Here is a 22,601-nt window from a genome sequence, read left to right as displayed (position 1 = left end):
CTCCCACAGGCCACTCTGTCTCCTGCTGAAAGAAAAAAGCCCTTGGGCACAGGTCCCAAGGGCAAGGCGGTTGGATACCCCAACCAAAGGAGTCGTTGTCTAGCCCTTTGCCGGCCAGCCGCCCCCCAGGGCGCGGAACAGGTCGACCAGCGCCAATTGGCGTTGGGTACTGGCCTGGATAAAGGCCGCCTCGTTGACGAAGTTGTTGCGCTGCGCGTCCAGGTAACGCAGATGGTTATCCACCCCACCCTCATAACGCGCCTTGGCCAGGGCCTCGGTCGCCCGGCTGGTATCGACCAGCGCTCGCCGCGCGGCTTCCTCGCGGCGTAGCGTGTCGGTGGCGGCCAAGGCATCGGCCACCTCACGGAATGCGGTCTGGATCGTGCCCTCGTAGGCCGCCACCGCCGAATCCTTGCGCGCCTCGGCCAGGCTCAGCCCGGCGCGGTTGCGCCCGGCATCGAACAAGGGCAGCGACAGCTGCGGCATGAAGCTCCAGCTGCGCGAACCGCCGTCGAACAACCCGGACATCTGCGCACTGGAGGTGCCGAAGCTGCCGGTCAGGCTGATGCGCGGGAAGAACGCCGCCCGCGCCGCACCGATATCGGCGTTGCGTGAACGCAAGCGGTGCTCGGCGGCGAGGATGTCCGGGCGGCGCTCGATCAGCGCCGACGGCAGGCCTGGGGTAATGTCCTGCAGCACCATCGGCTGGTCCGGGCGCTCACCCGGGATCAGCTTGGCCGCCTGCGCGTCGCCCAACAGCAGCACCAGGGCGTTATAGGCCTGGCGTTGCTGGCGCAGCGTGGCTTCCAGGTCCGCCCTGGACTGCTCGACCAGCCCCAGCGCCTCCTGATGGTCCAGCGCGGTGGCGGTGCCGGCGGCGCGGCGCTGGCCGACCAGGGCCAGGGAATCCTCGCGGCTGGAGAGGGTCTGGCGGGTCAGCGCCAGGCTGCGCTCGGCGCCATCCAGGGTCAGGTAGGCCTGGCTGACTTCGGCGATCAAGGCGATGTGCGCGGCACGGCCGACCTCCTCGCTGGCCAGGTACTGCTCCAGCGCCGCATCGCTCAGGCTCTTGACCCGGCCGAACAGGTCCAGCTCGTACTCCGGCAGTGCCAGCCCCACCTGATAGGTGCTGCTGACGCCCTCACGGCCATTGCTCGACAACTGCGCCGGCAGATGCTGGCGATTGCCCGATGCAGCGGCATTCAGGCCGGGCACCCGGTCGGCGCGCTGGATACGGTATTGCGCGCGGGCCTGGTCGATGTCGAGCAGGGTCTGACGCAACGAACGGTTGTTGCCCAACGCGGCGCCCACCAGCTGAAGCAGCACCGGGTCGACGATGAATGCCTGCCAGTCAAGCTGATCCACCATCGGGCCTTGATGCCCGCCAGCGTCGCCCCACTGCGCCGGCACCGGCGCCTCGGGGCGCTCATAGGTCGGCGCCAGGGAACAGCCCGCCAGGGTCAGGGCCAGGACCAACGGAAGTACACGATTAGCCATGAACATCACTTGGCCACCTCGACCGCCTGTGGCACAGGCGCAGGCTTGCGTTTGAGCAACGACAGCACCCAGACGAAACAGATCGGTACGAACACCACCCCCAGCAGCGTGGCGCTGAGCATGCCGCCGATCACCCCGGTGCCGATGGCACGCTGGCTCGCCGCACCGGCGCCGCTGGCGATGGCCAGCGGTACCACGCCGAGGATGAAGGCCATGGAGGTCATCACGATCGGGCGGAAACGCAGGCGCGCGGCCTCGATGGCGGCGTCACGCAGGCTATAGCCCTTCTCCCACAGCTCCTTGGCGAACTCGACGATCAGGATGGCGTTCTTCGCCGCCAGGCCGATGATGGTGATCAGGCCGACCTTGAAGTACACGTCGTTGGGCATGCCGGTGACCATCACCGCCAACACCGCGCCCAGGGCGCCGATCGGCACGATCAGCATCACCGTCAACGGGATCGCCCAGCTTTCATACAGCGCCACCAACAGCAGGAACACCACCAGGATGGCCAGGGCGAACAGGCTGCCGGCCTGGCCGCTGGAGACCTTCTCCTGGTACGAAAGGCCCGTCCAGGCATAGCCGATGCCGGGCGGCAGCTCACTGACCAAGCGCTCCATCTCGGCCATGGCCTGGCCGGTGCTGTGGCCCGGCGCCGCGTCACCGGCGATGCGAATCGACGGGTAGCCGTTGTAGCGCACCAGTTGCACCGGCCCTTCTTCCCAACGTGTGGTGACGAAGGCGCTGAACGGCACCTGCTCACCGTTGGCGTTGGGTGCATAAAGGCGCAGCACGCTTTCCGGGGTCATGCGCTCGCCTTGTTCGGCCTGCACCACCACGCGCTGCTGACGCCCGGCGTTGGTGAAGTCGTTGATCACCGCCGAACCAAAGGCGGTGGCCAGGGTACTGTTGATGGCCTCGAAGCTCACGCCTAGGGCGCGTGCCTGCTCACGGTCGATCTGTACCCGCAGCTGCGGCGACTCCGCCAGACCTTCCATCATCGCGTACAGAATCACCGGGTTGCCGTTGGCACCGGCCAGCAGCTGGTCGCGGGCGGCCAGCAGCGCTTCGCGGCCCAGGCCGCCACGGTCCATCAGGCGCAGGGCGAAGCCACCGGCATTGCCCAGGCCGTCGATCGGCGGTGGGTTCACGGCGGTGAGGGTGCCGTCGCCATGGGCGGCGAAGCGCGCGTTGATGGCGTCGATCTCGGCCGCAGCCGACTGGTCCGCGCCGCGCAACGACCAGTCCTTGAAGGTCGGGAAGGCCAGCGCGGCATTGTCCCCCATGCCAGAGAAGCTGAAACCGCTGACCACGAACGCCGAGGCCACCGCCTCGCGGGACATCAGAAACTGCTCGAGGGCCTGACCGGTGGCATCGGTACGTACCCGGCTGGCGCCCGGCGGCAGTTGCACGTCGACGATGGCGTAGCCCTGGTCTTCGACCGGCACGAAGGACTCCGGCAGGCGCAGGTAGAAATAACCGAGCATGGCCAGGATGCCGGCGTACACCAGCATGTAGCGCCCGGCACGTTGGACCAGCGCGCTGTTCAACGCCGAGTAGCGATCGGTAAGGCGCGCGAAGCCGCGGTTGAAGGCACCGAAGAAGCCGCGCTTTTCATGGTGGCCCGCGGGCACCGGCTTGAGCAGCGTGGCGCACAGCGCCGGGGTGAAGGTCAGGGCCAGGAAGCCCGAGAACAGGATCGACACCGCCAGCGACAGCGAGAACTGCTGGTAGATCACCCCCACCGAGCCGGACATGAACGCCAGCGGCATGAACACGGCCGACAGCACCAGGGTGATGCCGATGATCGCACCGGACACCTGCCCCATGGCCTTGATGGTCGCCTGCACCGGCGACAAGCCCTCTTCGGCCATCAACCGCTCTACGTTCTCCACCACCACGATGGCGTCGTCCACCAGGATGCCGATGGCCAGTACCATGCCGAACATGGTCATCATGTTCACCGAGAAGCCGAGCAACTTCATCACCATCAGCGTGCCCAGCAGGCACACCGGCACCACGATCGAGGGGATCAGGGTGTAGCGGATGTTCTGCAGGAACAGGAACATCACCAGGAACACCAGCACCATGGCTTCGAGCAGGGTATGGATGACCTTCTCGATGGCCACGTCGACGAACCGCGAGGTGTCGTAAGGCACCGAGTACTCCACGCCTTCAGGGAAGAACGCGGACAGTTCGGCCAGGCGCGCCTTGACCAGCTCGGCGGTTTTCAGGGCGTTGGCGCCCGGCGCCAGCTGCACCGCGCCGGCCACTGCCGGCTTGCCGTCCAGGCGCGAACCGAAGTTGTAGCTTTCCATGCCGACTTGCAGGCGCGCCACGTCGGCCAGGCGCACCAGCGAGCCGTCCGGGTTGGCGCGCAGCACCACGCGGCCGAACGCCTCGGGGTCGTCCAGGGTGCCTTGCACGGCCAGGGTCGCGGTCAGTTCCTGCTCGCTGGCGCCTGGCGCGCTGCCGAAGCTGCCGGCCGGCACCTGCACGTTCTGGCCACGGATGGCGTTGCCGACATCGTCGATACTCAGGCCGTAGCCCACCAGCTTCTGTGGGTCGACCCACACGCGCATGGCCGCTTCCGAGGAGAAGAACTGCAGCTTGCCCACGCCCGGCACCCGGCGCAGCTCGTTGTTGATGTTGCGTGCGGCGTAGTCGCCCAAGGCCGTGGTGTCGGCCTTTTCGAAGCCTTGCTTGTAGTTGAGCGCATAGATCAGCAGAAAGCCCGCGCTGCTCTGCTCCACCTGCAGCCCTTGGGTCAGCACCGCCTGGGGCATGCGTGCCTCGGCCTTCTTCAGGCGGTTCTGCACATCGACCTGGGCAAGTTCGGGGTTGGTCCCGGGCTCGAAGGTCACCACCACCTCGGCCACCCCGTTGGAGTTGTTGGTGGACTCGAAGTACAACAGGTTCTTGGCACCGTTGAGGGACTCTTCGATGACGCTGGTCACCGACTCCACCAGCACCTTGGCCGATGCGCCCGGATAGGTGGCGGTGACCGTGATCTGCGGCGGGGCGACGTTGGGGTACTGGGCCACCGGCAGCAGCGGGATCACCAGCAGCCCGGCCAGTGAGATGAACAGCGCCACGACCCAGGCGAAGTTCGGCCGATTGATGAAGAACTTGGACATTTCGCTACCCTCGCCTCAACGCGCTGCGGTTTGCTGTGGCTGGGCCGGGCTGACCGGCATGCCAGGGGCCAGGCCGGCCGGGCTGCCGACGATCACCTGGTCGCCTTCGCGCAACCCTTCGGTGATCTGCCAACGGGCGCCCTGCATCACCCCGGTACGTACGGCGCGGGCCTCGGCCAGGTTGCCGGTGCCCACCACCATCACCCGTGCTTCGCCGTCGCTGCCGCGCTGCACGGCGCGTTGCGGCACCAGGATGGCCTGGCGGTCGGTGCCCTGCGGGGTGCGCACCCGCACGTACATGCCAGGCAACAGGGTGCCGTCGGCGTTATCGAAGCGCCCGCGCAGGGTGACCTGGCCGGTGCCGCGATCAACCTCGACGTCGGTGAACATCAGGGTGCCCTGGCGCTGGTAGTCGGTGCCTTCAACCTGGGCCATGAGCGCCGTGTCGCCACCGGCCAGCGCGCCGTCCTGCAGGGCCTGACGCAGGCGCAGGGCATCGGCGGCGGACTGGGTGAAGTCGACGTAGATCGGGTCGAGCTGCTGGATCCGCGCCATCAACGTGGCGTCGCCCTGCCCCACCAGCGCACCTTCGGTGACCAGGGCGCGGCCGATACGGCCGGAGATCGGTGCCGTGACCGTGGCATAGCCCAGGTTCAGCCGCGCCGTCTGGACATCCGCCTGGGCTGAACGTACCTCGGCCTGGGCGCTGCGCAACGTGGCGTTGGCGCTGTCGAAGTCCTGGCGGCTGACGGCTTCGATCTTCACCAGCGGCTCATAGCGCTTGACCCGCGCCTGAGCTTCCTGCTGCACCGCCTGGGCCCGTGCCAGGTCGCCATTGGCGCGCGCCAGGGCAGCCTGGAACGGCGCCGGGTCGATCTGGAACAGCACATCGCCGGCCTTGACGTCGGCACCCTCCTCGAAACGCTTGTGCAGCACGATACCGGCGACCCGGGCCCGCACTTGCGCCACCCGCATCGGTTCGACCCGGCCCGGCAGGGTCGAAGCCAGGCTCAGCGGCTCGCTGGCCACGGTCACCAGTTGCACCGGGACTGCTGCCGGCGCCTCGGCCTGCGGTTCGCCCGCCGAGTCACACCCGGCCAGCGCCACGGCCACCGCCAGCCAACTGGCCACCCCAATTGCACGCAAGTTGCTCATCACATCACCCGAGCTTTTGATTGAAAACGGCGCGAATGGTACTCAGGCACACTGAATGAGTCAATTTGGTCTCATTTGATATTCATGTGAACAATTGTAACCATCTGCCCGGTCGTCGGCTTGCCGCATGACCCACCCAGGCCAGGCGTCAAATGGTTACCAAGCCCTGCGGAGAACGCCCATGCCCCTGCACCCCGTGGCCACCCTCGCCCAACTCGATCAACAGCGCCCCCTGCGCGTTCAGGCCGGGACCGAAGAGGTCATCCTGGTTCGCCATGGCGATCAGGTGCGCGCCTACCAGGGCAACTGCCCCCATGAAGGCGCGCCGCTGGATGAAGGCGTGGTGTGCGGCGGCCTGCTGGTTTGCCCCTGGCACAAAGCTGCATTTGCCGTGGATGAGGGTGCGGTGTGCGAACCGCCCGCGCTGATCGGCCTGCGCCGCTACCCCGTGCAGATCAAGGGCGACCAGGTCTGGGTCGACGATCAGGCCGTGCCCCAGGCGGCAACGCCCCGCCACAGCGATGCACGGGTGTTCGTGGTGGTCGGTGCCGGGGCTGCCGGTTCAGCGGCCGTGGCCACCCTGCTCGATCATGGCTTCGGCGGGCGCCTGGTGTGGGTCGATCAGGAACAGCCCAACGCCTACGATCGCACCGCCCTGAGCAAATTTGTCATCGCCGGGCAAATGGCGCCGGACGAAGTGCCGACGCTGCTGGAGCCCGACGTGCTGCGCCAAAAACCGTTGCAGCGCCTGCACGGCAAGGTGCGCAGCCTGAACGTGGCCAGCCGCGAGATCGTCCTCGCCGATGGCAAGCGCCTGAAGTACGACGCGGCCCTGCTGGCCACTGGCGGCAAGCCCAAGCGCCCCGAACTGCCCGGTGTGCAATTGCCCGGCATCTGCGTGCTGCGCTCGCGCGAGGATGCCGCGCGCCTGCTCGACCTGGCCGAGCCCGGCCAGCCGGTGGTGATCGTCGGCGATGGCTTCATCGGCCTGGAAGCGGCTTCGGCACTGCGCAAGTACGGCCTGCAGGTGCATGTGGTGACCCGCCATGCGGTACCGCTGGCAAAACAGCTGGGCGAGCGCATCGGCCTCAGCCTGCGCGAGCTGCATGAGCGCAAAGGGGTGGTGTTCCATGGCCCCACCGAGGTGACCGCTTTCGAAGGTGCTGAGCGGGTCGAGGCCGTGATCCTCGCCAACGGCGAGCGCCTGGCCACCCCCTTGGTGCTGCTGGGCACGGGCGTCACGCCGGCTACCGGGTGCCTCCAGGGCCTGCAACTGGGCGAAGACCGCTCGGTGCAGGTCGACGCCCATCTGCAAGCCGCCGAAGGCCTGTGGGCAGCCGGCGATATCGCCACCTTCCCCCTCGCCGGGCGCCCGGTGCGCATCGAGCACTGGCGCCTGGCCCAGCAACACGGGGTGATCGCTGCCGCCAACATGCTCGGCGAACGGCGCCGCTACGACGATGTGCCGTTCTTCTGGACCTACCAGCATGGGCGCACCCTCGAGGTGCTCGGGCATGGGCGCCAGTGGAACCGCATCGAGTATGTCGGTGAGCCCGAGCACGGCGATTTCATCGCCCTGCAATGCATCGACGACCAGGTCGAGGCGGTGGTCGCCAAGGGTTATGCGCGGGCCATGGCGGTGCTGTCGCAACGGCTGAAACGGCCGTTGTCCAGCCGCGAGGCCCGGGAACTGATCGATGCCTGGCCAGACTGACTCAGTCCAGCGCGCCGTGCAGCACCTCGTAGATCAAGCCAGTGGCAGCAGCCACCAGGATCAGGTCGGCCCCCGCCTGGAGCCAGTCATAGCCATCGTAATGGGGCAGTTGGCCCAGCAGCCTGCCGTCGAGTTTCTTGGCTATCCCTGGAGGTAGCGGCTTGCCGCGGGCGAGGTTTTTCTGGATACCTGGCGGCAACGGCGCCGCCGGTGCCCAGTAGTCACGGTGGCGGTCAAGGGTGATCCGCACCCCGCCGATATCCACCTGGGGCCCGCCGTGGTAGGCATTGCCCGCTTTGTCTGGTTTGCCCTTGCCGGCTTTATCGTGCTGCTGGCCATGGGCGTTGCCTTTGCCCTGGCCATTGCCGGGGTCCGCCAGCAGCAGCGGCGAAGTACCGAGCATGACAAGACTGGTGACGACGGCGATGATCCGCTGCGACTTCATGGGCCTGCTCCCTGGTGATCGATTGGCACACCGACAAGCATCGACCAACCCGCGCACCAGGGCAAGGCTGGCACCTGCACCTTTCAAAGTGCCGGGGTTGTGTGTAAAACCACCTGACCCACATCGCACGTAAAGGATTCCTGGCAATGATCTACCGCCCCCTCGGCCACAGTGGCCTGCAAGTCTCGGCCCTCACCCTCGGCAGCATGATGTTCGGTGAACAGACCAGCACCGAAGACGCCCTGCGCATCATCGACAAGGCCTGGGACCAGGGCATCAACTTCGTCGACACCGCCGATGTGTACAACGGCGGGCGTTCCGAGGAGATCGTCGGCGAGGCGGTGGCGCGCAACCGCCAGGAGTGGATCGTCGCCTCCAAGGCCGGCTATGGCCCGGTGGACGGTGTGCCCAACCGCAGCGGTCTGTCGCGCAAGCACCTGTTCAACGCCATCGAAGCCACGCTCACGCGCATGGGCACCGACTACCTGGACATCTACTACCTGCACCGCGAAGACCACAGCGTGCCGCTGGAGGAAACCGTGCGCGCCATCGGCGACCTGCTGGCGCAAGGCAAGATCCGCTACTGGGGCGTGTCCAACTTCCGCGGCTGGCGCATCGCCGAGATCTGCAACGTCGCCGACAAACTTGGCGTGGCCAAGCCGGTGGTCAGCCAGCCGCTGTACAACATCGTCAACCGCCAGGCCGAGCCTGAACAGCTGACCGCAGCGGCCTACCATGGCCTGGGCGTGGTGCCGTTCAGCCCGCTGGCCCGTGGCGTGCTCAGCGGCAAGTATGCCCCGGGCTCGGTGCCGGACGCCGGCAGCCGTGCCGGGCGCCAGGACAAGCGAATCATGGAAGTGGAATGGCGCCAGGAGTCGCTGGGCATCGCCCAGAAGATCCACGCCTACACCGAGGCCAAGGGGGTGGGCATCGTCGAGTTCGCGATTGCCTGGGTGCTGAACAACCGCCTGGTCAGCTCGGCCATCGTCGGCCCGCGCACCGAGGCGCAGTGGGACACCTACGCCGGGGCCCTGGAGGTGAAGATCAGCGCCGAAGACGAAGCCTTCATCGATTCGCTGGTAACCCCGGGGCATGCCTCAACGCCGGGGTTCAACGATGTGGCGCACTTCGTCAGCGGGCGCCTGCCGCGCGCCTGAGTGCTGCCGGGGTGGTGCGGCTCAGCGCCGCGCCACCTGCCACAGCCGGGCAACGTCCCTTGCCCGCGCCTTGAGCAGATTGCCTGCGTCGGCACAGGCCTGCTCCAGACTCATCGGCCCGCTGGCCAGGGCAAACGCAGCGTCGATGCCGTGGGCATACAGCTGCTCATAGCCCGCGCCCAAGGTGCCGGCCAGCACCACAACAGGCACGCCATGGCGTTTGGCGACCCGTGCGACACCCATGGGGGTCTTGCCACGCAGGGTTTGCGCATCGAAACGCCCCTCGCCGGTGATCACCAGGTCGGCGCCCTGCACCAGCGTATCCAGCTGTGCCAACTCAGCCACCACCTCGACACCCGGGCGAAACTGCGCGCCCATGAAGGCCTTGGCCGCGAAGCCCATGCCGCCGGCCGCGCCGCTGCCCGGCTGGTCACGTACATCCTTGCCCAGCAACTGCGCGCATTGGTCGGCGAAATGGCCCAGTGCCTGGTCCAGCGCCTGCACCTGCTCGGGGCTGGCGCCCTTCTGCGGGCCGAAGATCGCCGATGCGCCATTGGCGCCGCACAGCGGATTGTCGACATCGGCGGCCACCTCCACCTGCACGTGCGCCAGGCGTGGGTCGAGGCCGCTGGCATCGATGCGGGCCAGTTGCGTCAGGGCCAGGCCGCCTTCGGCCAGCGCTTGGCCTTGAGCATCCAGCAGGCGCAGGCCAAGGGCGCGCAGCATGCCGCTGCCGCCATCGTTGGTGGCGCTGCCGCCGATGGCCAGGACAATGCGCCGGGCACCGGCCGCCAAGGCAGCGGCGACCAGCTCGCCGGTGCCCCAGGTGCTGCTGCGGCAGGCATCGCGCTGGGCGTTGGGGACCAGCTGGATGCCACTGGCCTGGGCCATCTCGATCACGGCAGTGCGGCTTTCGGGCAGCCAGCCCCAGCTGGCTTCGACATTGGTGCCCAGCGGGCCGCGCACCACCTGGCGGCGCTGTTCGCCGTGGCTGGCGGCGACGATGGCCTCCATCGTGCCCTCGCCGCCGTCAGCCATCGGGCACTGCACCAAGGTGGCCTGCGGCCACACGGCGGCCAGGCCGCTGGCGATGGCGCGGGCGACGCCGGCAGCGTCGAGGCTGTCCTTGAACGAATCGGGGGCAATGACGACTTTCATGGGGCGGCTCCTGTGCTTATGCCTTGCATGCTGACAGTTGTGTGATGGGGGGGCCTCTGTCGGATGCACAAAAGCGGGAGTGGGTTGTTTGGGCGGATGCCTTCCCAGGCAATGCTGGGGCCGCACAGCGGCCCCGGCACTCTTGAATCGAACGTCAGAACAATTGCCAGGTGTACATCAGGATCAACCGGTTCTCATCGATATCACTGCGATAATTGGACCGCGCCATGGCATTGCGCACCCGGATCCCCAACCCCTTGAGCACCCCGCTCTGCACCGCATACCCCAAATCGATATCCCGCTCGCGGTCACGCCCCTCGAAGCCCTTGCCGGTATCGACATTGTCACCGGTGATATAGCGCACCGTGGCCGTCAACCCCGGGATCCCCATGGCCGCGAAGTTGTAGTCGTAGCGCAGCTGGTACGAACGCTCGTCGGTATAGGCGAACTCGTAGGTCGGCACTTCGTTACCCAGCGGGCTGATGTTGGCGAACACCCGCGGGAACGGGCTGTCGCCGTAAATGGCCTGGTAACCGGCACCGAAGCTGTGCCCGCCACGCTTGGCGGTGAACATCGAAAAGAATGCCTGGTTGTCGATATCACCCAACAGCGCATCGCCGTCTTCGCGGGCAGTGAAGTAACCCAGGTTGGCACTGAGCACCCAGTCCCCCAACGGTTTGCTGTGCTTCAAGCCCACGAAGCTCTGCCGGTAGATGTCTTCCAATTGCCCGTGCCACAGGCTCAGGCTGCTCAGGTTGGCATTGAACGCGTAGTCGCCGCCGACATAGTTGAACGCATCGCTCTCGGCCTGGCGCATCGGCACATGGCCGAGCATGGCGTTGAGCTTGCCGTCGCCGGCTTCGTTGCGCAGGTGGGTCGAGCTGAGGTGGCCGGCCTGCAGGGTCAGCCCATCGAGCTCGCTGGAGCTCAGGCTCACGCCCTGGTAGGTCGGTGGCAGCAGGCGGATATCGCTGAAGGTCAACACCGGCAGGTTGGGCTGCAGTTCGCCCGCGCGCAGCTCTGTCTTCGACAGCCGCGCCTTGAAAGTCGGCGCGATGCGGCTGTATTCACTGGCTGCGCGACCATCGCCGTGCACCGGCAGCAGGCCGGTGTTGACCCGGTCGGGGCTGCTGTCCAGGCGGATGCCGAGCAGGCCCAATGCGTCGACACCGAAGCCGACGGGGCCCGGCGTGTAGCCGGACTTGAAGTCGAGGATGAAGCCCTGGGCCCACTCCTCGGCCTTGGACTGCTGGTTGGCGCCGACGATGTCCGAGTAATCGCGGCTGAAGTAATAGTTGCGGGCACTGAGGCTGGCCTTGGCATCCTCGAAGAAGCCGCCGTCGGCAGCCCACAGTGGTTGGCTGAGCAGGCTCAGGCCGATGGCGACGCAAGGGGTTTGGTTCATTCCGAAGCTCTCTGATCTTGTTGTTATGTGATAAAGCGCAGAACCAGAACGTGATGGGTGGCTCAGGTCTCCTGTTCAGCAGTGGCGGCGCGCAGCCGTGGCCGGCGCAGGCTGACCAGCGCGTGGGCGAGCAGGCCGAACAGCAGCCCCCAGAACGCCGCTGACAGCCCAAGGAAAGTCACGCCTGAAGCGGTGACCAGGAAGGTGAACAGCCCGGCATCGCGCTCGCCGGGCTCGGTCAGGCTGCGCGCCAGGGCCTCGCTGATCGCGCCGTACAGGGCCAGGCCCGCAAGCACGGCGATCAAGGCGGCGGGGAACGCGGCGAACAGCGACAGCAAGGTGGCCCCGGCAATGCCCAGCAGCAGGTACAGCGCACTGCCCGCGACCGCTGCCACGTAGCGTCTACATGGGTCTTCATGGGCCTCGCGGCCAGTGCAAAGGCTGGCGGTGACCGCCGCCAGGTTCAGCCCGTGGCAACCGAACGGTGCCAACAGCAGGCCGCCCAGGGCACTGGCGCTGATCAGCGGGCTGGCCTCTGTGCGGTAGCCGGCATTGCGCAGCACCGCCATGCCCGGCATGAACTGCCCGGTCAGCGCCACCAGCACCAGCGGCAACGCCAGGCTGAAGGTCGCGGCCAGGCTGAATTGCGGCGTGGTCCATTGCGGCGTGGCCAGGGCCAGCACCAGTTCGCTGCCGCGAAACTCGCCACTGGCCACGGTCACCAGGGCGCCCACGGTCAATACCGCCGCCACCGCATAGCGCGGTTGCACCCGGCGCATCAGCACGTAGGTGACGAACATCGCCAGCACCAACAGCGGCTGCACCGGCAAGGCGCGGAACACCTCGATGCCGAAGCTGAACAGGATCCCGGCCTGCATGCCGGCGGCGATGGAACCGGGCAGCCGGGCGATCAGACGGTCAAAAGCGCCACTGATGCCGATCAGCAGCAGCACCGCATTGGCCACGAGGTAGGCGCCGATCGCCTGCGCGAGGCCAAGGTGCGGCAAGGCGGTGACCAGCAGCGCCGAGCCCGGTATCGACCAGGCGATCACCACCGGCACCCGGTAGCGCAGGCTCAGCAAGCCCCCCAGCAAAGCGCTGCCCATGGACACCGCCCACACCCAGGAGGACAACTGGCCGTGGGACAGGCCGGCGGCTTCGGCGGCGTGGAAGATGATCACCAAGGGGCCGGCGTAGGAAATCAGCGTGGCGATGCAGCCGGCCACGACGGCGGACAGGGAGCAATCCTTGAACAGGGTTTTCATGGGATTTCTCGCGGGGATCAGGTGGTGATCTATCGCGGGGCAAGCCCGCTCCCACGGCGTGGGAGCGGGCTTGCCCCGCGATTGCTGGCTCAGGCCTCTTGCAACGCCCGCGGCCGCCCGCTGCGCTGTTCGGCGTCGCTGTCATGCGCCTTCTGCAATTGGAAATCGAACTGCATCTCGGCATAGCGCCCCGTCACGCCCCGCGCCCCGTCCTCGCGGAAGGTGATCTCCCCCACCAAGCCATCCCGGGTGGCATAGGCGAAGTCGTCCCACAGGTACTTGTCGCCAGCCAGGTTGATCTGCGTGGTCAGATGCCGGTGCCCCGGCGCCGAGATGAAGAAATGGATGTGCGCCGGGCGCTGGCCGTGGCGGCCGAGCAGGTCCAGGCACTCCTGGGTCGGCCCCTGGGGGTCGCAGCCATAGCCGGACGGCACGATGGAGCGCGCACGGTAGCGGCCCTCGGCGTCGGTGACGATGCGCCGGCGCAGGTTGTACTCGGACTGGCTCTGGTCGAAGAACGAATAGGTGCCGCGGGTGTTGGCATGCCACAGGTCCACCGTGGCCCCGGCCAACGGCTGGCCATCGGGGCCGCGCACCTGGCCTTCGAGGTACATCACCGTGGCCACGCCCTCCTCGCTGCCATCGTCCATGCGCACCACGGCCTGGGCCAGCGGTGCACCAGCCACGTACAGCGGGCCTTCGATGGTGCGCGGGGTGCCGCCGGTCAGGCCCAGCTCGGCATCCTTGGCGTCCTGCAGCAGGTCGAGGAAGTGCTCGATGCCAAGCCCGGCCACCAGCAGCCCGGCTTCGCCGCGACCACCCAGGCGGTTGAGGTAGTCGACGGCGAGCCAGAACTCGTCCTCGCTGACCTCCAGGTCCTCGATCAGCCGCGCGGTGTCCTGCAACACGCGCTGGACGATGCGCTTGAGGCGCGGGCTGCCTTCGTCGTTGCCAAAGCCTGCGGCTTGTTCGAAGAATTTCTGCACATCAGGGGTGTGGGCGATCTTCACGGTCATGATCTGGTACCTCGAATTGTTCTTGTGGGGTTTTCAGCGGTCGTCGCTGTGGACCGACGAGGGATGGCGGCACAGGCCGGCGACCTCGATGTCCATGTAGGGGAACAGCGGCAGCTGCATCAGGGTGTCGTGCAGCGCCTCGACGCTGGGCACGTCGAACACGCTGTAGTTGGCGTAGTGCCCGGCGATGCGCCACAGGTGGCGCCAGGTACCGTCGCGCTGCAGGCGCTGGGCCAGCTGCTTTTCGTCGGCCTTGAGTTGCGCGGCCTTGGCCGGGTCCATGTCGACCGGCAGTTTTACGGTCATCTTTACGTGGAACAGCATGGTGTTCTCCTTACGTCAGTCGTTGCTTCTGTGGGAGCGGGCTTGCCCCGCGAACACGGGCGAAGCCCGTGCCATCTAGCGCGGTGCCTGCTTCGCGGGGCAAGCCCGCTCCCACAGGGATTAAGTGCTGCTTCAGCTACGGCGGGCGAAGCGCGCAAGCTGCGCCTCGTCCAGGGTCAAGCCCAGGCCGGGGGTGCTTGGGACGTGCAGTTGAAAGTCGCGGTACACCGGCGGCTGGTTGACGATCTCTTCGGTCAGCAGCAGCGGCCCGAACAACTCGGTGCCCCAGGTCAGCTGGCGAAGGGTCAGGAAGGCATGGGCCGAGGCCAGGGTGCCCACGCTGCCTTCGAGCATGGTCCCGCCATACAGGGCGATACCGGCCGCTTCGGCGATCTGCGCGGTGCGCAGCACGGCGCGCGGGCCGCCGTTCTTGGCGATTTTCAGGGCGAAGATGCTGGCCGCACCGTCGGCGGCCAGGCTGAAGGCGTCCTCGACACTTTCGATGGACTCGTCGGCCATGATCGGCGCCGGGCTGCGCTGGTTCAGGCGGACCTGCCCGCCACGGTTGATGCGCGAGATCGGCTGCTCGATCAGGTCGATGCCGTTGTCGCCCAGCACCTGGCAGGCGCGGATGGCCTGAGATTCGTCCCAGTACTGGTTGACGTCGACGCGTACGCTGGCGCGCTCGCCCAGCTCGCGCTTGATCGCCACCACGTGCTTGAGGTCGTGCTCCACAGGGTTGGCGCCGATCTTCAGCTTGAACACCCGGTGCCGGCGGATGTCCAGCATGTGCTCGGCCTCGGCGATATCGCGGGCGGTGTCGCCGCTGGCCAGGGTCCAGGCCACTTCCAGGCTGTCGCGCACGCGGCCACCGAGCAGCTCGCTGACCGGCAGGCCCAGGCGCTTGCCCTGGGCGTCGAGCAAGGCGCTTTCGATGCCGGACTTGGCGAAGGTGTTGCCCTTGGCCAGCTTGTCGAGCTTGAGCATGGCGGCGTTGATGTTGTCGGCGGCCATGCCGACCAGCGCCGGCGCCAGGTAGGCATCGATATTGGCCTTGATGCCTTCCGGGCTTTCGTAGCCGTAGGCCAGGCCACCGATGGTGGTGGCTTCGCCGATGCCCTCCACGCCGTCGCTGCAGCGCAGGCGCAGGATCACCAGGGTCTGCTGCTGCATGGTGTGCATGGCCAGCTTGTGCGGGCGGATGGTCGGCAGGTCGACGATGATCGCCTCCAGCCGGTCGATGGTCGGGCTTGTCATGCCAAGACTCCAGTTCAGTCAGTTAAAGGTCAGGCCGTCGCCGCCAGGGCCTGGCGCCGGCCACTGGCCAGGTGCACGGCCATGGCCAGCGCGGCGATCGCGCCGGGGATGGCGAAGGCGATGAAATTGAGTTGCAGCGGCAGGTTGATGCCCATCAGCGCGCCACCGAGCAGCGGGCCGACGATGGCACCGTTGCGCCCGATCCCGGAGGCCCAGCCCAGGCCGGTGGAGCGCACCGACAGGCCGTACAGTTGGGCGGCGCCGGCGTACAGCAGGATCTGCGTGCCGATGGTGGTGGCGCCGGCGATGAAGATCAGCAGGTACAGCACCGGCATCGGGCTGTTGACCCCCAGCAGGCTGATCGACAGCGCGGCGGCGATGAAGAACGCCACCTTGACCTTGACCAGGTTGTAGCGGTCGCCCAGCCAGCCACCGAGGATTGCCCCGGCCATGCCGCCGAAGTTCAGCACCAGCAGGAACGACAGGCTCGAGCCCAGGCTGTAGCCGGCGTTGGCCATGAGTTTCGGCAGCCACGAGCTCAGTGCGTAGACCATCAGCAGGCAGCAGAAGAACGCCAGCCACAGGGCCAGGGTGCGGATGGCCAGGCCGTTCTGGAACAGTTTGAGGACCGAGGTGAGCGTGCTGGCCTTATCGCGGGGCAAGTCGCATCGGCGCACCGCCGCTCCCACGCTGAGAGTGTCTTCGAGGGTGACGTCGCAATTCGGATCAACGCGTTTGAGCAACATGCGGGCTTCGTCCATGCGGCCCTGGCGCACCAGGAAGCCGATGGATTCGGGCAGGTAGTAGAGGATCACCGGCAGCAACAGCAGCGGCACGGCGGCGGCGAAGAACATCGATTCCCAGCCGAAACGCGGAAGCAGGAAGATACCGACCCCGGCCGAGAGCATGCCGCCCAGCGAGTAGCCGCTGAACATGATCGCCACCAGGGTGCTGCGCAGGCGCTTGGGCGCGTATTCGTTCATCAGCGCCACGGCGTTGGGCATCAGCCCGCCGCAGCCGAGCCCGGCGAAGAAGCGGTAGATGCCAAATTCGCTGGGGCTGCTGGCGAAGCCGTTGAGGATGGTGGCCCCGGAGAACAGCGCGAAACAGATGGCAATACCCTTCTTGCGCCCGATACGGTCGGCCAGGCTGCCGAACACCAAGGCGCCGAACATCATGCCGAACAGCGCGTAGCTGCCCAGGGCACCGGCCTGCAGCGGGGTCAGGCCCCACTCTTTCATGATGGTCGGCAGGACCACGCCGTAGATGAACAGGTCGTAGCCGTCGAAGATCAGCAGCAGGCCACACCAGGCCATGACCATCCAGTGGAAGGGGCTGAAGCGGGCGTTGTCGATGATCGGGTGCACGTCGAGTGTTCGCATGGCATCTGTCTCTTTTGTTTTTGTTGTGTGAAGAGAAAACCTTGCCGGGGCGGCCGTCAGCCGAGGTCGCCACCGCCCACCGGCAGGGTTACGCCGGTGATGTACGAGGCCTCGTCGGAGGCCAGGAAGAGGATGGCGCCGACCTGTTCGTCGAGGCTGCCGTAGCGCTTCATCAGGCTGCTTGCGACGGTCTGGTCGACGATCTGCTGGTACCAGCCTTTCTCCTGCGCGCTCTGCTCGGCCTGGTTGCGCGGGATACGCCGGGGCGGTGCCTCGGTGCCGCCGGGGGCGGTGGCGTTGACGCGGATGCCGCGCTCGGCGGTTTCGAAGGCCAGGCACGCGGTGAGCGCGTTGACGCCACCCTTGGCCGCGCCGTAGGGCACGCGGTTGACACCACGGGTGGCGATGGACGAGACGTTGACGATGGCGCCGCTGCCGCGTTCGAGCATGTAGGGCAAGGCGGCGTGGCAGCACCACAGGGTGGGGAACAGCGAGCGGCGCACTTCGGCCTCGATCTGCTGCACGTCGTAGTGTTCGAAGGGCTTGGCCCAGATGGTGCCGCCGACGTTGTTGATGAGGATGTCGAGGCGGCCGAAGGTTTCCACGGCGCGGGCCATGACCTTGGCGCAGTCGTCGTGTTGCTCGAGGTCGGCGGTGAGGGTCAGCATGCCCTCGCCGGCCAGCTCATGGACCAGCTCGGAGCGGTCCACCGCCACCACCTGCGCGCCTTCGGCCTTGAGCCGCCAGCACACGGCGCGGCCGATGCCTTGGGCGGCGCCGGTGACCAGGGCGACTTTGTTGTGGAATCGGTTGTTCATGCTCATTCTCCAAAGCGTCGGCGCCGTGGGAGCGGGCTTGCCCCGCGATTGCTATCGCGGGGCAAGCCCGCTCCCACGAGACCGAAATCCCTGTGTGAATAAAAAGAGGCCACCCTCACCCGCACGATGCGGGCAGCCCCGTAAAAGCCTCAGGCCGCTGCGGCGAACTTCTCGTAGTAGAAGTTGGCCGGAGTAATGCCCTGTTCGCGGATGTACTGGCTAACCGCCTCGACCATCGGCGGCGGGCCGCACAGGTACACATCCACATCGCCTTCGTTGAGGTGGCGCGGCTCGATGTGCTGGGTCACGTAACCCTTCTGCGGATACTGGCTGTCCGGGTTGGCCACGCAGGCGCTGTAGGTGAAGTTGGGGATGCGCGCGGCCAGGGCCTGCAGGCGGTCCAGCTCGACCAGGTCGAAGTCGTTGGTCACGCCGTAGATCAGGTGCAAGGGGTGCTCGCTGCCCTGCTCGGCGATCTTCTCCAGCATCGCGGTGAATGGCGCGAGGCCCGTACCGCCGGCCAGCAGCAGCAAGGGACGCTGGATCGGCCGCAGGTAGAAACTGCCCAGCGGGCCGGCCAGGCTCATGCTGTCGCCAGCCTTGGCCAGCTGGGTGAGGAAGCTGCTCATCAGCCCGCCCGGTACGTTGCGGATCAGGAAGCTGACTTCGCCGTCCCTGGGCAGCGAGCTGAACGAATAGGCGCGGCTCTGCTCGCTGCCCGGCACCTTGAGGTTGACGTACTGCCCGGGCAGGAACGCCAGGCGGCTCAGAGCCTCGCCCTTGATCGACAAGGCAATGGTGCTGGCCGACAGCTGGCGCACATCGCTGATGGCCGCCTCGAAGCTGGCCTGCTCGATCTTGCACAGCTGCGACGAGGCCGGGATGCGTACCACGCAGTCGCTTTCGGCGCGCATCTGGCAGGTGAGCACGTAGCCCTGGGCGATTTCCTCCTCGCTCAGGGCGTCCTCGATGAAGTTGTCGCCCAGGTCGTAACGGCCCGATTCGGCCTTGCATTTACAGGTGCCGCAGGCGCCGTCGCGGCAATCCAGCGGAATGTTGATGCCCTGACGGTAGGCGGCATCGGCCACGGTTTCAGTGCCGTCGGCCTCGATGAAACGGGTGACCCCGTCTTCGAAATTCAGTGCGATCTAGTAGCTCATGGTGCACCTCACGGGCGAGCCTGGCCGCGGCGCGCCGTGGGGCACACCGACAGGCTCTGCCGGGTGGATCAGATGTGGTAGATGTCGATGACCTGACGGACGTAGTCGTTCTTCAGCACCACCTTCTTGTGCCTGATCAGCGGCTGCTCGCCGCGCAGGTCGAGGGTGTAGAAGCTGGTGCCGAAGTAGCTGTCGGTGGTCTTGTAGCGAAAGCTCAGGGTGTGCCAGTTGAAGCGCACCTGGCAGCTGCCCTCGGCCTGCGCGACGATCTCGATGTTGCTGATGTTGTGCGAGGTGCGGGTGTCCGGCACGGTGGCGCTGGAGCGCTCGGTCTTGATGCGGAATACCCGGTCCTCGAGGCCGCCGCGATTGCCGTACCAGATCAGCGAGATCTCGCTCTGCGGGTCTTCGGTCAGGGTGTCGTCGTCATCCCAGGACGGCATCCAGAAGGTCGCATCGCTGCTGTACAGCTCCAGCCACTGGTCCCACTGGGCATCGTCCAGGTAGCGCGCTTCGCGGTAGAGGAAGTCGCGCACGGTGTCATGCAGGCTCATTGCACGGCCTCCACGGGGATCAGTTGCTGTTCGTCTTTCAACGCCTGGATCATGGTGTCCTGCCAGTACTTGTGTTGCAGCACGAACAAGCCTTCGTCCTCGGTGCGCACGCCCGACAGCAGCGGTTCGAGTTCGATCTCCTTGGCCGCCTCGTCGGCACCTTCGACCCAGTGCTGCGCGCCGCGGGACATGTCGTTCCAGCCGGTGCCGCCGCCGTAGCCGGTCTGGCAGGAGCGGAACTCTTCCAGGTCATCCGGGGTGGCCATGCCACTGACGTTGAAGAAGTCCTCGTACTGGCGGATGCGCTTGGCCCGGGCATCGGCGCTCTCGCCCTTGGGCGCGATGCAGTAGATGGTGATCTCGGTCTTGTTCACCGAAATCGGCCGGGCGATGCGGATCTGCGAGCTGAACTGATCCATCAGGTACACGTTCGGGTACAGGCACAGGTTGCGCGAGTTCTCGATCATCCAGTCGGCGCGGGCCTGGCCGAAATCGGCAGCCAGCTGGTCGCGGCGCTCGTAGGCCGGGCGATCCTCGGGGTTGGCCCAGCGGGTCCACAGCAGTAGGTGGCCGTGGTCGAAGCTGTAGAAACCACCGCCCTGCTTGGCCCAGGCGCCGGCGCTCATGGTCTTGATCTCGTCGCCCGCTTCGCGCTGCTTGCGCTGGTTCTGGGTGGCGGCGTAGTTCCAGTGCACGGAGCTGACGTGGTAGCCGTCGGCGCCGTTTTCGGCGGTGAGCTTCCAGTTGCCTTCGTAGATGTAGGAGCTGGCGCCGCGCAGCACTTCCAGGCCCTCGGGGGACTGGTCGACGATCATGTCGATGATCTTCGCCGACTCGCCCAGGTGCTCGACCAAGGGTTTCACGTCGGCGTTCAGGCTGCCGAACAGAAAGCCCCGGTACGACTCGAAACGCGCCACCTTGGTCAGGTCGTGGGAGCCGTCGCAGTTGAAGCTGTCGGGGTAGCCGGCGTTGCTCGGGTCCTTGACCTTGAGCAGCTTGCCGCTGTTGTTGAAGGTCCAGCCGTGGAACGGGCAGGTATAGCTGGACCGGTTGCCGCGCTTGTGCCGGCACAGCATGGCGCCGCGGTGGCTGCAGGCGTTGAGGAAGGCGTTGAGCACCCCGTCCTTGTTGCGCGCGATGAAGATCGGCTGGCGCCCCATGGTCAGGGTGAGGAAGTCGTTGTTTTCGGGGATCTGGCTTTCGTGGGCCAGGTAGATCCAGTTGCCCTCGAAGATGTGCTTCATCTCCAGGTCGAACAGGCGCGGGTCGGTGAACATTTCACGCTTGCAACGATAGACGCCCTTTTCCCGGTCATCTTCGAGCATGGCATTGAGGTAGTCGAATCCCAGGGACATGGCCAGGGCCTCCATTGTTATTGTTCAGGCCGGGTCAGGTTATGCCCTGGGTGGGGGCGCAGATATCCAGATCGTGCAGAGTGCTATCCGAATTGTGCAGGCAGGGTTTCGTGTCGTCTGTACTGGCCCTTTCGCGGGTAAACCCGCTCCCACAGGGATTGAGCCGATTGCAAGGCCGGCGCCGTCCTGTGGGAGCGTGTTTACCCGCGAAAAGGCTTGAAAGCGTGCACTGGACTCCAGATTGCGCAGAGTGTTATCCATCGGTGCGGGTGTTTTGGTTCTCCACATTGAGCGGCCATTTTTCAGTGGGCGACTTATTGGCGTCGGCTGGCAGCACGGACTTGATGGCACGCTCCAGGCCCACTGTTTTTTTGAACAACACCGTGAAATTTGGATTTCGCGAGCGAGTCGCATAATCCCGGGTCAGACTGACAGCCACCCCCTCGACAAAAACATGCTCTTTGAAAGACGCCACTCCAGCCTGACTGATGTTTTCGACTATCGTACCGGTACCCTCTCTGAGATAGGCCAGCCCTCCCTTATAGCTTTGCTGATACTGAAGTTGAGCCTCCTTATGCCTCTGCAACCGAGCGGAGAGAATCCGGTTCGCATTAGATTGGGTCATGTGGGGTGAGTCAAAATCGGCCATCTTCACGCTAATTAGCGTCACTGGGGGAGAAGGACTGGGCCTATTGCCAAATGGCACCTTGAACATATGCCCATCCGGATCAACCCTGTTGACGGGATCCCCCCCGCAATATCCATAGGCGTTGATCCCGCCGGCGCCGAACGGCGCTCAGGCTGTCAGGCGCCACGAACCGCATCAGTACCGGGGTGAATGCGCGGTATCCATCCCCCAGCAAGTAGTGCCCGGTGACGGTTTCCTTGCGCTGCCCATTAAAACGTAACAATGACTTGCAGGAGTCAGCGCCGACGTGCCCGTGGGCTGTATAGGCCATCACGCAGGGGGCATCGCGCCCCAGCAGCCGAAGCACCGAACCATGGTGATCGGCTGCGCCAAACTCGACGCGCCCCTCCCCATGCTGAGCCAGTGCCTGCCCGGCTGCGCGAAACAACGCCGAGTAGCCCGTTACGCCCTGCTTGACCAAGCAGAAGCCTTCCGGGGAATAGAAAAACAGCTGTTGGCCTGGCGCTGGCATGACAACCTCCTTCTCATCCGTATCCAGTAGAAAGGTGAGCCACGGCCGACAGGTCCGCAACTGGCAGAATTGTCAGGTGGACAGGCACAAGCGGCGGTCATTCTGTCCAGCCGTCTGGGAGGTATTGGGGCAGGTGACGGTCGGCGCTCCACCTCAAGAGCGCTGCAAACCTTTCGCCTGGCACCTGGCCGCCCTCACGCAGTAGCCAGCCAGGCCCTCCCAAGGCATACCACCAAACCCGTAAGACATTTCCGAACCTGCAACCAAATGCTTCAGCCCAGAAGGCTTGGGAACTATCCTAGGCGCCTGCCGGAAGTTGCTGCGTTGTCGGGGAAATCCCTCAGGGCTAACTTCACCCGGTCGCCACATTTGGTGACCGGGGTGTGAGAATCCCGAAGCTTCAAGAAATTCGGCCTCTCTTTCATGGCAGCCGTGTGCGGGCAGACTTCGGTCTGACCGGGTTTCTTGTGCCCCGGATTCTCACCCCGTTCACGGCTGCCACCCTTCGCTTTGTGAGAATTGCCTGGGGTGGTGCCTCCCTGAGCCAGCACAAGAGATACACCTATGAAAAAGATCGTCCCCGACCCACCCCGTTTCTTCCCTTACCTGTCCATCTCCCCCGACCTCACCCCCGAAGCCGCC

At 66.1% G+C, this 22,601-nt stretch carries 18 protein-coding genes and 1 pseudogene; 2 read left to right on the top strand and 17 right to left on the bottom strand.

Annotated features, from left to right (window positions below; translation table 11 throughout):
- Positions 1 to 99 precede the first annotated feature (99 nt).
- Genes F6X61_RS18440 through F6X61_RS18430 form a run of 3 tightly spaced genes read right to left on the bottom strand, consistent with a single transcriptional unit; the run spans position 100 to position 5,789 of the window.
- Complete coding sequence (locus F6X61_RS18440; RefSeq protein WP_153787822.1) at positions 100 to 1,503, bottom strand: efflux transporter outer membrane subunit; 1,404 nt, start codon at positions 1,501 to 1,503, stop codon at positions 100 to 102.
- Entirely contained in the window at positions 1,503 to 4,634 is a 3,132-nt protein-coding gene (locus tag F6X61_RS18435; protein ID WP_153787821.1) for an efflux RND transporter permease subunit, read from the bottom strand. Before F6X61_RS18435 ends, F6X61_RS18440 begins: the two co-directional genes overlap by 1 nt.
- A 15-nt stretch (positions 4,635 to 4,649) precedes the next feature.
- Complete coding sequence (locus F6X61_RS18430) at positions 4,650 to 5,789, bottom strand: MexC family multidrug efflux RND transporter periplasmic adaptor subunit (protein ID WP_153787820.1); 1,140 nt, start codon at positions 5,787 to 5,789, stop codon at positions 4,650 to 4,652.
- Between the two features lie 181 nt (positions 5,790 to 5,970).
- On the opposite strand from F6X61_RS18430, the gene F6X61_RS18425 reads away from it, so the two are divergent.
- Entirely contained in the window at positions 5,971 to 7,503 is a 1,533-nt protein-coding gene (locus F6X61_RS18425; RefSeq protein WP_153787819.1) for an FAD-dependent oxidoreductase, read from the top strand.
- Position 7,504: 1 nt separating this feature from the next.
- Here F6X61_RS18425 and F6X61_RS18420 read toward each other — a convergent pair whose 3' ends face one another.
- Complete coding sequence (locus tag F6X61_RS18420; RefSeq protein ID WP_153787818.1) at positions 7,505 to 7,948, bottom strand: anti-virulence regulator CigR family protein; 444 nt, start codon at positions 7,946 to 7,948, stop codon at positions 7,505 to 7,507.
- A 146-nt stretch (positions 7,949 to 8,094) separates the two neighbouring features.
- Between F6X61_RS18420 and F6X61_RS18415 the strand changes: the two genes are divergently transcribed.
- Positions 8,095 to 9,105: an aldo/keto reductase gene (locus F6X61_RS18415; protein WP_153787817.1), complete on the top strand. Its 1,011-nt coding sequence runs from the start codon at positions 8,095 to 8,097 to the stop codon at positions 9,103 to 9,105.
- 21 nt (positions 9,106 to 9,126) lie between these two features.
- On the opposite strand, the gene F6X61_RS18410 is transcribed toward F6X61_RS18415, so the two are convergent.
- The 13 genes and pseudogenes from F6X61_RS18410 to F6X61_RS27295 all read right to left on the bottom strand — a co-directional run.
- A complete protein-coding gene (locus F6X61_RS18410) occupies positions 9,127 to 10,263 on the bottom strand; it encodes a glycerate kinase (RefSeq protein WP_153787816.1) in 1,137 nt (378 codons plus the stop codon).
- Positions 10,264 to 10,417: 154 nt separating this feature from the next.
- A complete protein-coding gene (locus F6X61_RS18405; RefSeq protein ID WP_153787815.1) occupies positions 10,418 to 11,668 on the bottom strand; it encodes an OprD family porin in 1,251 nt (416 codons plus the stop codon).
- Positions 11,669 to 11,730: 62 nt separating this feature from the next.
- Positions 11,731 to 12,933 (bottom strand): benzoate/H(+) symporter BenE family transporter, encoded by a 1,203-nt coding sequence (locus tag F6X61_RS18400; protein ID WP_153787814.1) that lies wholly within the window; start codon positions 12,931 to 12,933, stop codon positions 11,731 to 11,733.
- Positions 12,934 to 13,022: 89 nt separating this feature from the next.
- Positions 13,023 to 13,949: a catechol 1,2-dioxygenase gene (gene catA, locus F6X61_RS18395; RefSeq protein WP_153787813.1), complete on the bottom strand. Its 927-nt coding sequence runs from the start codon at positions 13,947 to 13,949 to the stop codon at positions 13,023 to 13,025.
- Positions 13,950 to 13,982: 33 nt separating this feature from the next.
- Entirely contained in the window at positions 13,983 to 14,273 is a 291-nt protein-coding gene (gene catC, locus F6X61_RS18390; protein ID WP_110994971.1) for a muconolactone Delta-isomerase, read from the bottom strand.
- A 132-nt stretch (positions 14,274 to 14,405) separates the two neighbouring features.
- The gene (locus tag F6X61_RS18385; protein ID WP_153787812.1) at positions 14,406 to 15,530 is read right to left on the bottom strand and encodes a muconate cycloisomerase family protein; all 1,125 of its coding nucleotides are present in this window, start codon (positions 15,528 to 15,530) and stop codon (positions 14,406 to 14,408) included.
- A 29-nt stretch (positions 15,531 to 15,559) separates the two neighbouring features.
- Positions 15,560 to 16,912: an aromatic acid/H+ symport family MFS transporter gene (locus F6X61_RS18380; protein ID WP_153787811.1), complete on the bottom strand. Its 1,353-nt coding sequence runs from the start codon at positions 16,910 to 16,912 to the stop codon at positions 15,560 to 15,562.
- Between the two features lie 56 nt (positions 16,913 to 16,968).
- Positions 16,969 to 17,730 carry a 1,6-dihydroxycyclohexa-2,4-diene-1-carboxylate dehydrogenase gene (locus F6X61_RS18375; RefSeq protein ID WP_153787810.1) on the bottom strand — a complete coding sequence of 254 codons (762 nt, stop codon included), beginning with the start codon at positions 17,728 to 17,730 and terminating at the stop codon, positions 16,969 to 16,971.
- A gap of 149 nt (positions 17,731 to 17,879) precedes the next feature.
- On the bottom strand, positions 17,880 to 18,878 hold the full coding sequence (gene benC, locus F6X61_RS18370) for a benzoate 1,2-dioxygenase electron transfer component BenC (RefSeq protein ID WP_256671381.1): 999 nt from the start codon (positions 18,876 to 18,878) through the stop codon (positions 17,880 to 17,882).
- A gap of 80 nt (positions 18,879 to 18,958) precedes the next feature.
- Complete coding sequence (benB, locus tag F6X61_RS18365; protein ID WP_153787809.1) at positions 18,959 to 19,444, bottom strand: benzoate 1,2-dioxygenase small subunit; 486 nt, start codon at positions 19,442 to 19,444, stop codon at positions 18,959 to 18,961.
- Positions 19,441 to 20,799, bottom strand: coding sequence for a benzoate 1,2-dioxygenase large subunit (gene benA / locus F6X61_RS18360; RefSeq protein WP_153787808.1), 1,359 nt, complete (start codon positions 20,797 to 20,799; stop codon positions 19,441 to 19,443). Before benA ends, benB begins: the two co-directional genes overlap by 4 nt.
- Positions 20,800 to 21,052: 253 nt before the next feature.
- Positions 21,053 to 21,514 (bottom strand): hypothetical protein, encoded by a 462-nt coding sequence (locus F6X61_RS27010; protein ID WP_178125847.1) that lies wholly within the window; start codon positions 21,512 to 21,514, stop codon positions 21,053 to 21,055.
- Positions 21,506 to 21,959: pseudogene (locus F6X61_RS27295) on the bottom strand (RHS repeat-associated core domain-containing protein); the annotation flags it as partial. The gene F6X61_RS27010 and the pseudogene F6X61_RS27295, both read right to left, overlap by 9 nt.
- Positions 21,960 to 22,601 lie beyond the last annotated feature (642 nt).

Origin of the sequence: Pseudomonas sp. EMN2 (assembly GCF_009650555.1) — a bacterium.
GTDB classification, from domain to species: Bacteria; Pseudomonadota; Gammaproteobacteria; order Pseudomonadales; family Pseudomonadaceae; genus Aquipseudomonas; species Aquipseudomonas sichuanensis.
Note: the sequence above shows the minus strand (reverse complement) of the source record. Positions and strands in the feature narration are given on the sequence as shown.

What these genes read in the sequence shown, in the direction of transcription:
- F6X61_RS18440 (WP_153787822.1), bottom strand. Translation starts at nt 1,503, where the DNA reads ATGTTCATGGCTAATCGTGTACTTCCGTTGGTCCTGGCCCTGACCCTG.
- F6X61_RS18435 (WP_153787821.1), bottom strand. Translation starts at nt 4,634, where the DNA reads ATGTCCAAGTTCTTCATCAATCGGCCGAACTTCGCCTGGGTCGTGGCG.
- F6X61_RS18430 (WP_153787820.1), bottom strand. Translation starts at nt 5,789, where the DNA reads ATGAGCAACTTGCGTGCAATTGGGGTGGCCAGTTGGCTGGCGGTGGCC.
- F6X61_RS18425 (WP_153787819.1), top strand. Translation starts at nt 5,971, where the DNA reads ATGCCCCTGCACCCCGTGGCCACCCTCGCCCAACTCGATCAACAGCGC.
- F6X61_RS18420 (WP_153787818.1), bottom strand. Translation starts at nt 7,948, where the DNA reads ATGAAGTCGCAGCGGATCATCGCCGTCGTCACCAGTCTTGTCATGCTC.
- F6X61_RS18415 (WP_153787817.1), top strand. Translation starts at nt 8,095, where the DNA reads ATGATCTACCGCCCCCTCGGCCACAGTGGCCTGCAAGTCTCGGCCCTC.
- F6X61_RS18410 (WP_153787816.1), bottom strand. Translation starts at nt 10,263, where the DNA reads ATGAAAGTCGTCATTGCCCCCGATTCGTTCAAGGACAGCCTCGACGCT.
- F6X61_RS18405 (WP_153787815.1), bottom strand. Translation starts at nt 11,668, where the DNA reads ATGAACCAAACCCCTTGCGTCGCCATCGGCCTGAGCCTGCTCAGCCAA.
- F6X61_RS18400 (WP_153787814.1), bottom strand. Translation starts at nt 12,933, where the DNA reads ATGAAAACCCTGTTCAAGGATTGCTCCCTGTCCGCCGTCGTGGCCGGC.
- catA (WP_153787813.1), bottom strand. Translation starts at nt 13,949, where the DNA reads ATGACCGTGAAGATCGCCCACACCCCTGATGTGCAGAAATTCTTCGAA.
- catC (WP_110994971.1), bottom strand. Translation starts at nt 14,273, where the DNA reads ATGCTGTTCCACGTAAAGATGACCGTAAAACTGCCGGTCGACATGGAC.
- F6X61_RS18385 (WP_153787812.1), bottom strand. Translation starts at nt 15,530, where the DNA reads ATGACAAGCCCGACCATCGACCGGCTGGAGGCGATCATCGTCGACCTG.
- F6X61_RS18380 (WP_153787811.1), bottom strand. Translation starts at nt 16,912, where the DNA reads ATGCGAACACTCGACGTGCACCCGATCATCGACAACGCCCGCTTCAGC.
- F6X61_RS18375 (WP_153787810.1), bottom strand. Translation starts at nt 17,730, where the DNA reads ATGAACAACCGATTCCACAACAAAGTCGCCCTGGTCACCGGCGCCGCC.
- benB (WP_153787809.1), bottom strand. Translation starts at nt 19,444, where the DNA reads ATGAGCCTGCATGACACCGTGCGCGACTTCCTCTACCGCGAAGCGCGC.
- benA (WP_153787808.1), bottom strand. Translation starts at nt 20,799, where the DNA reads ATGTCCCTGGGATTCGACTACCTCAATGCCATGCTCGAAGATGACCGG.
- F6X61_RS27010 (WP_178125847.1), bottom strand. Translation starts at nt 21,514, where the DNA reads ATGTTCAAGGTGCCATTTGGCAATAGGCCCAGTCCTTCTCCCCCAGTG.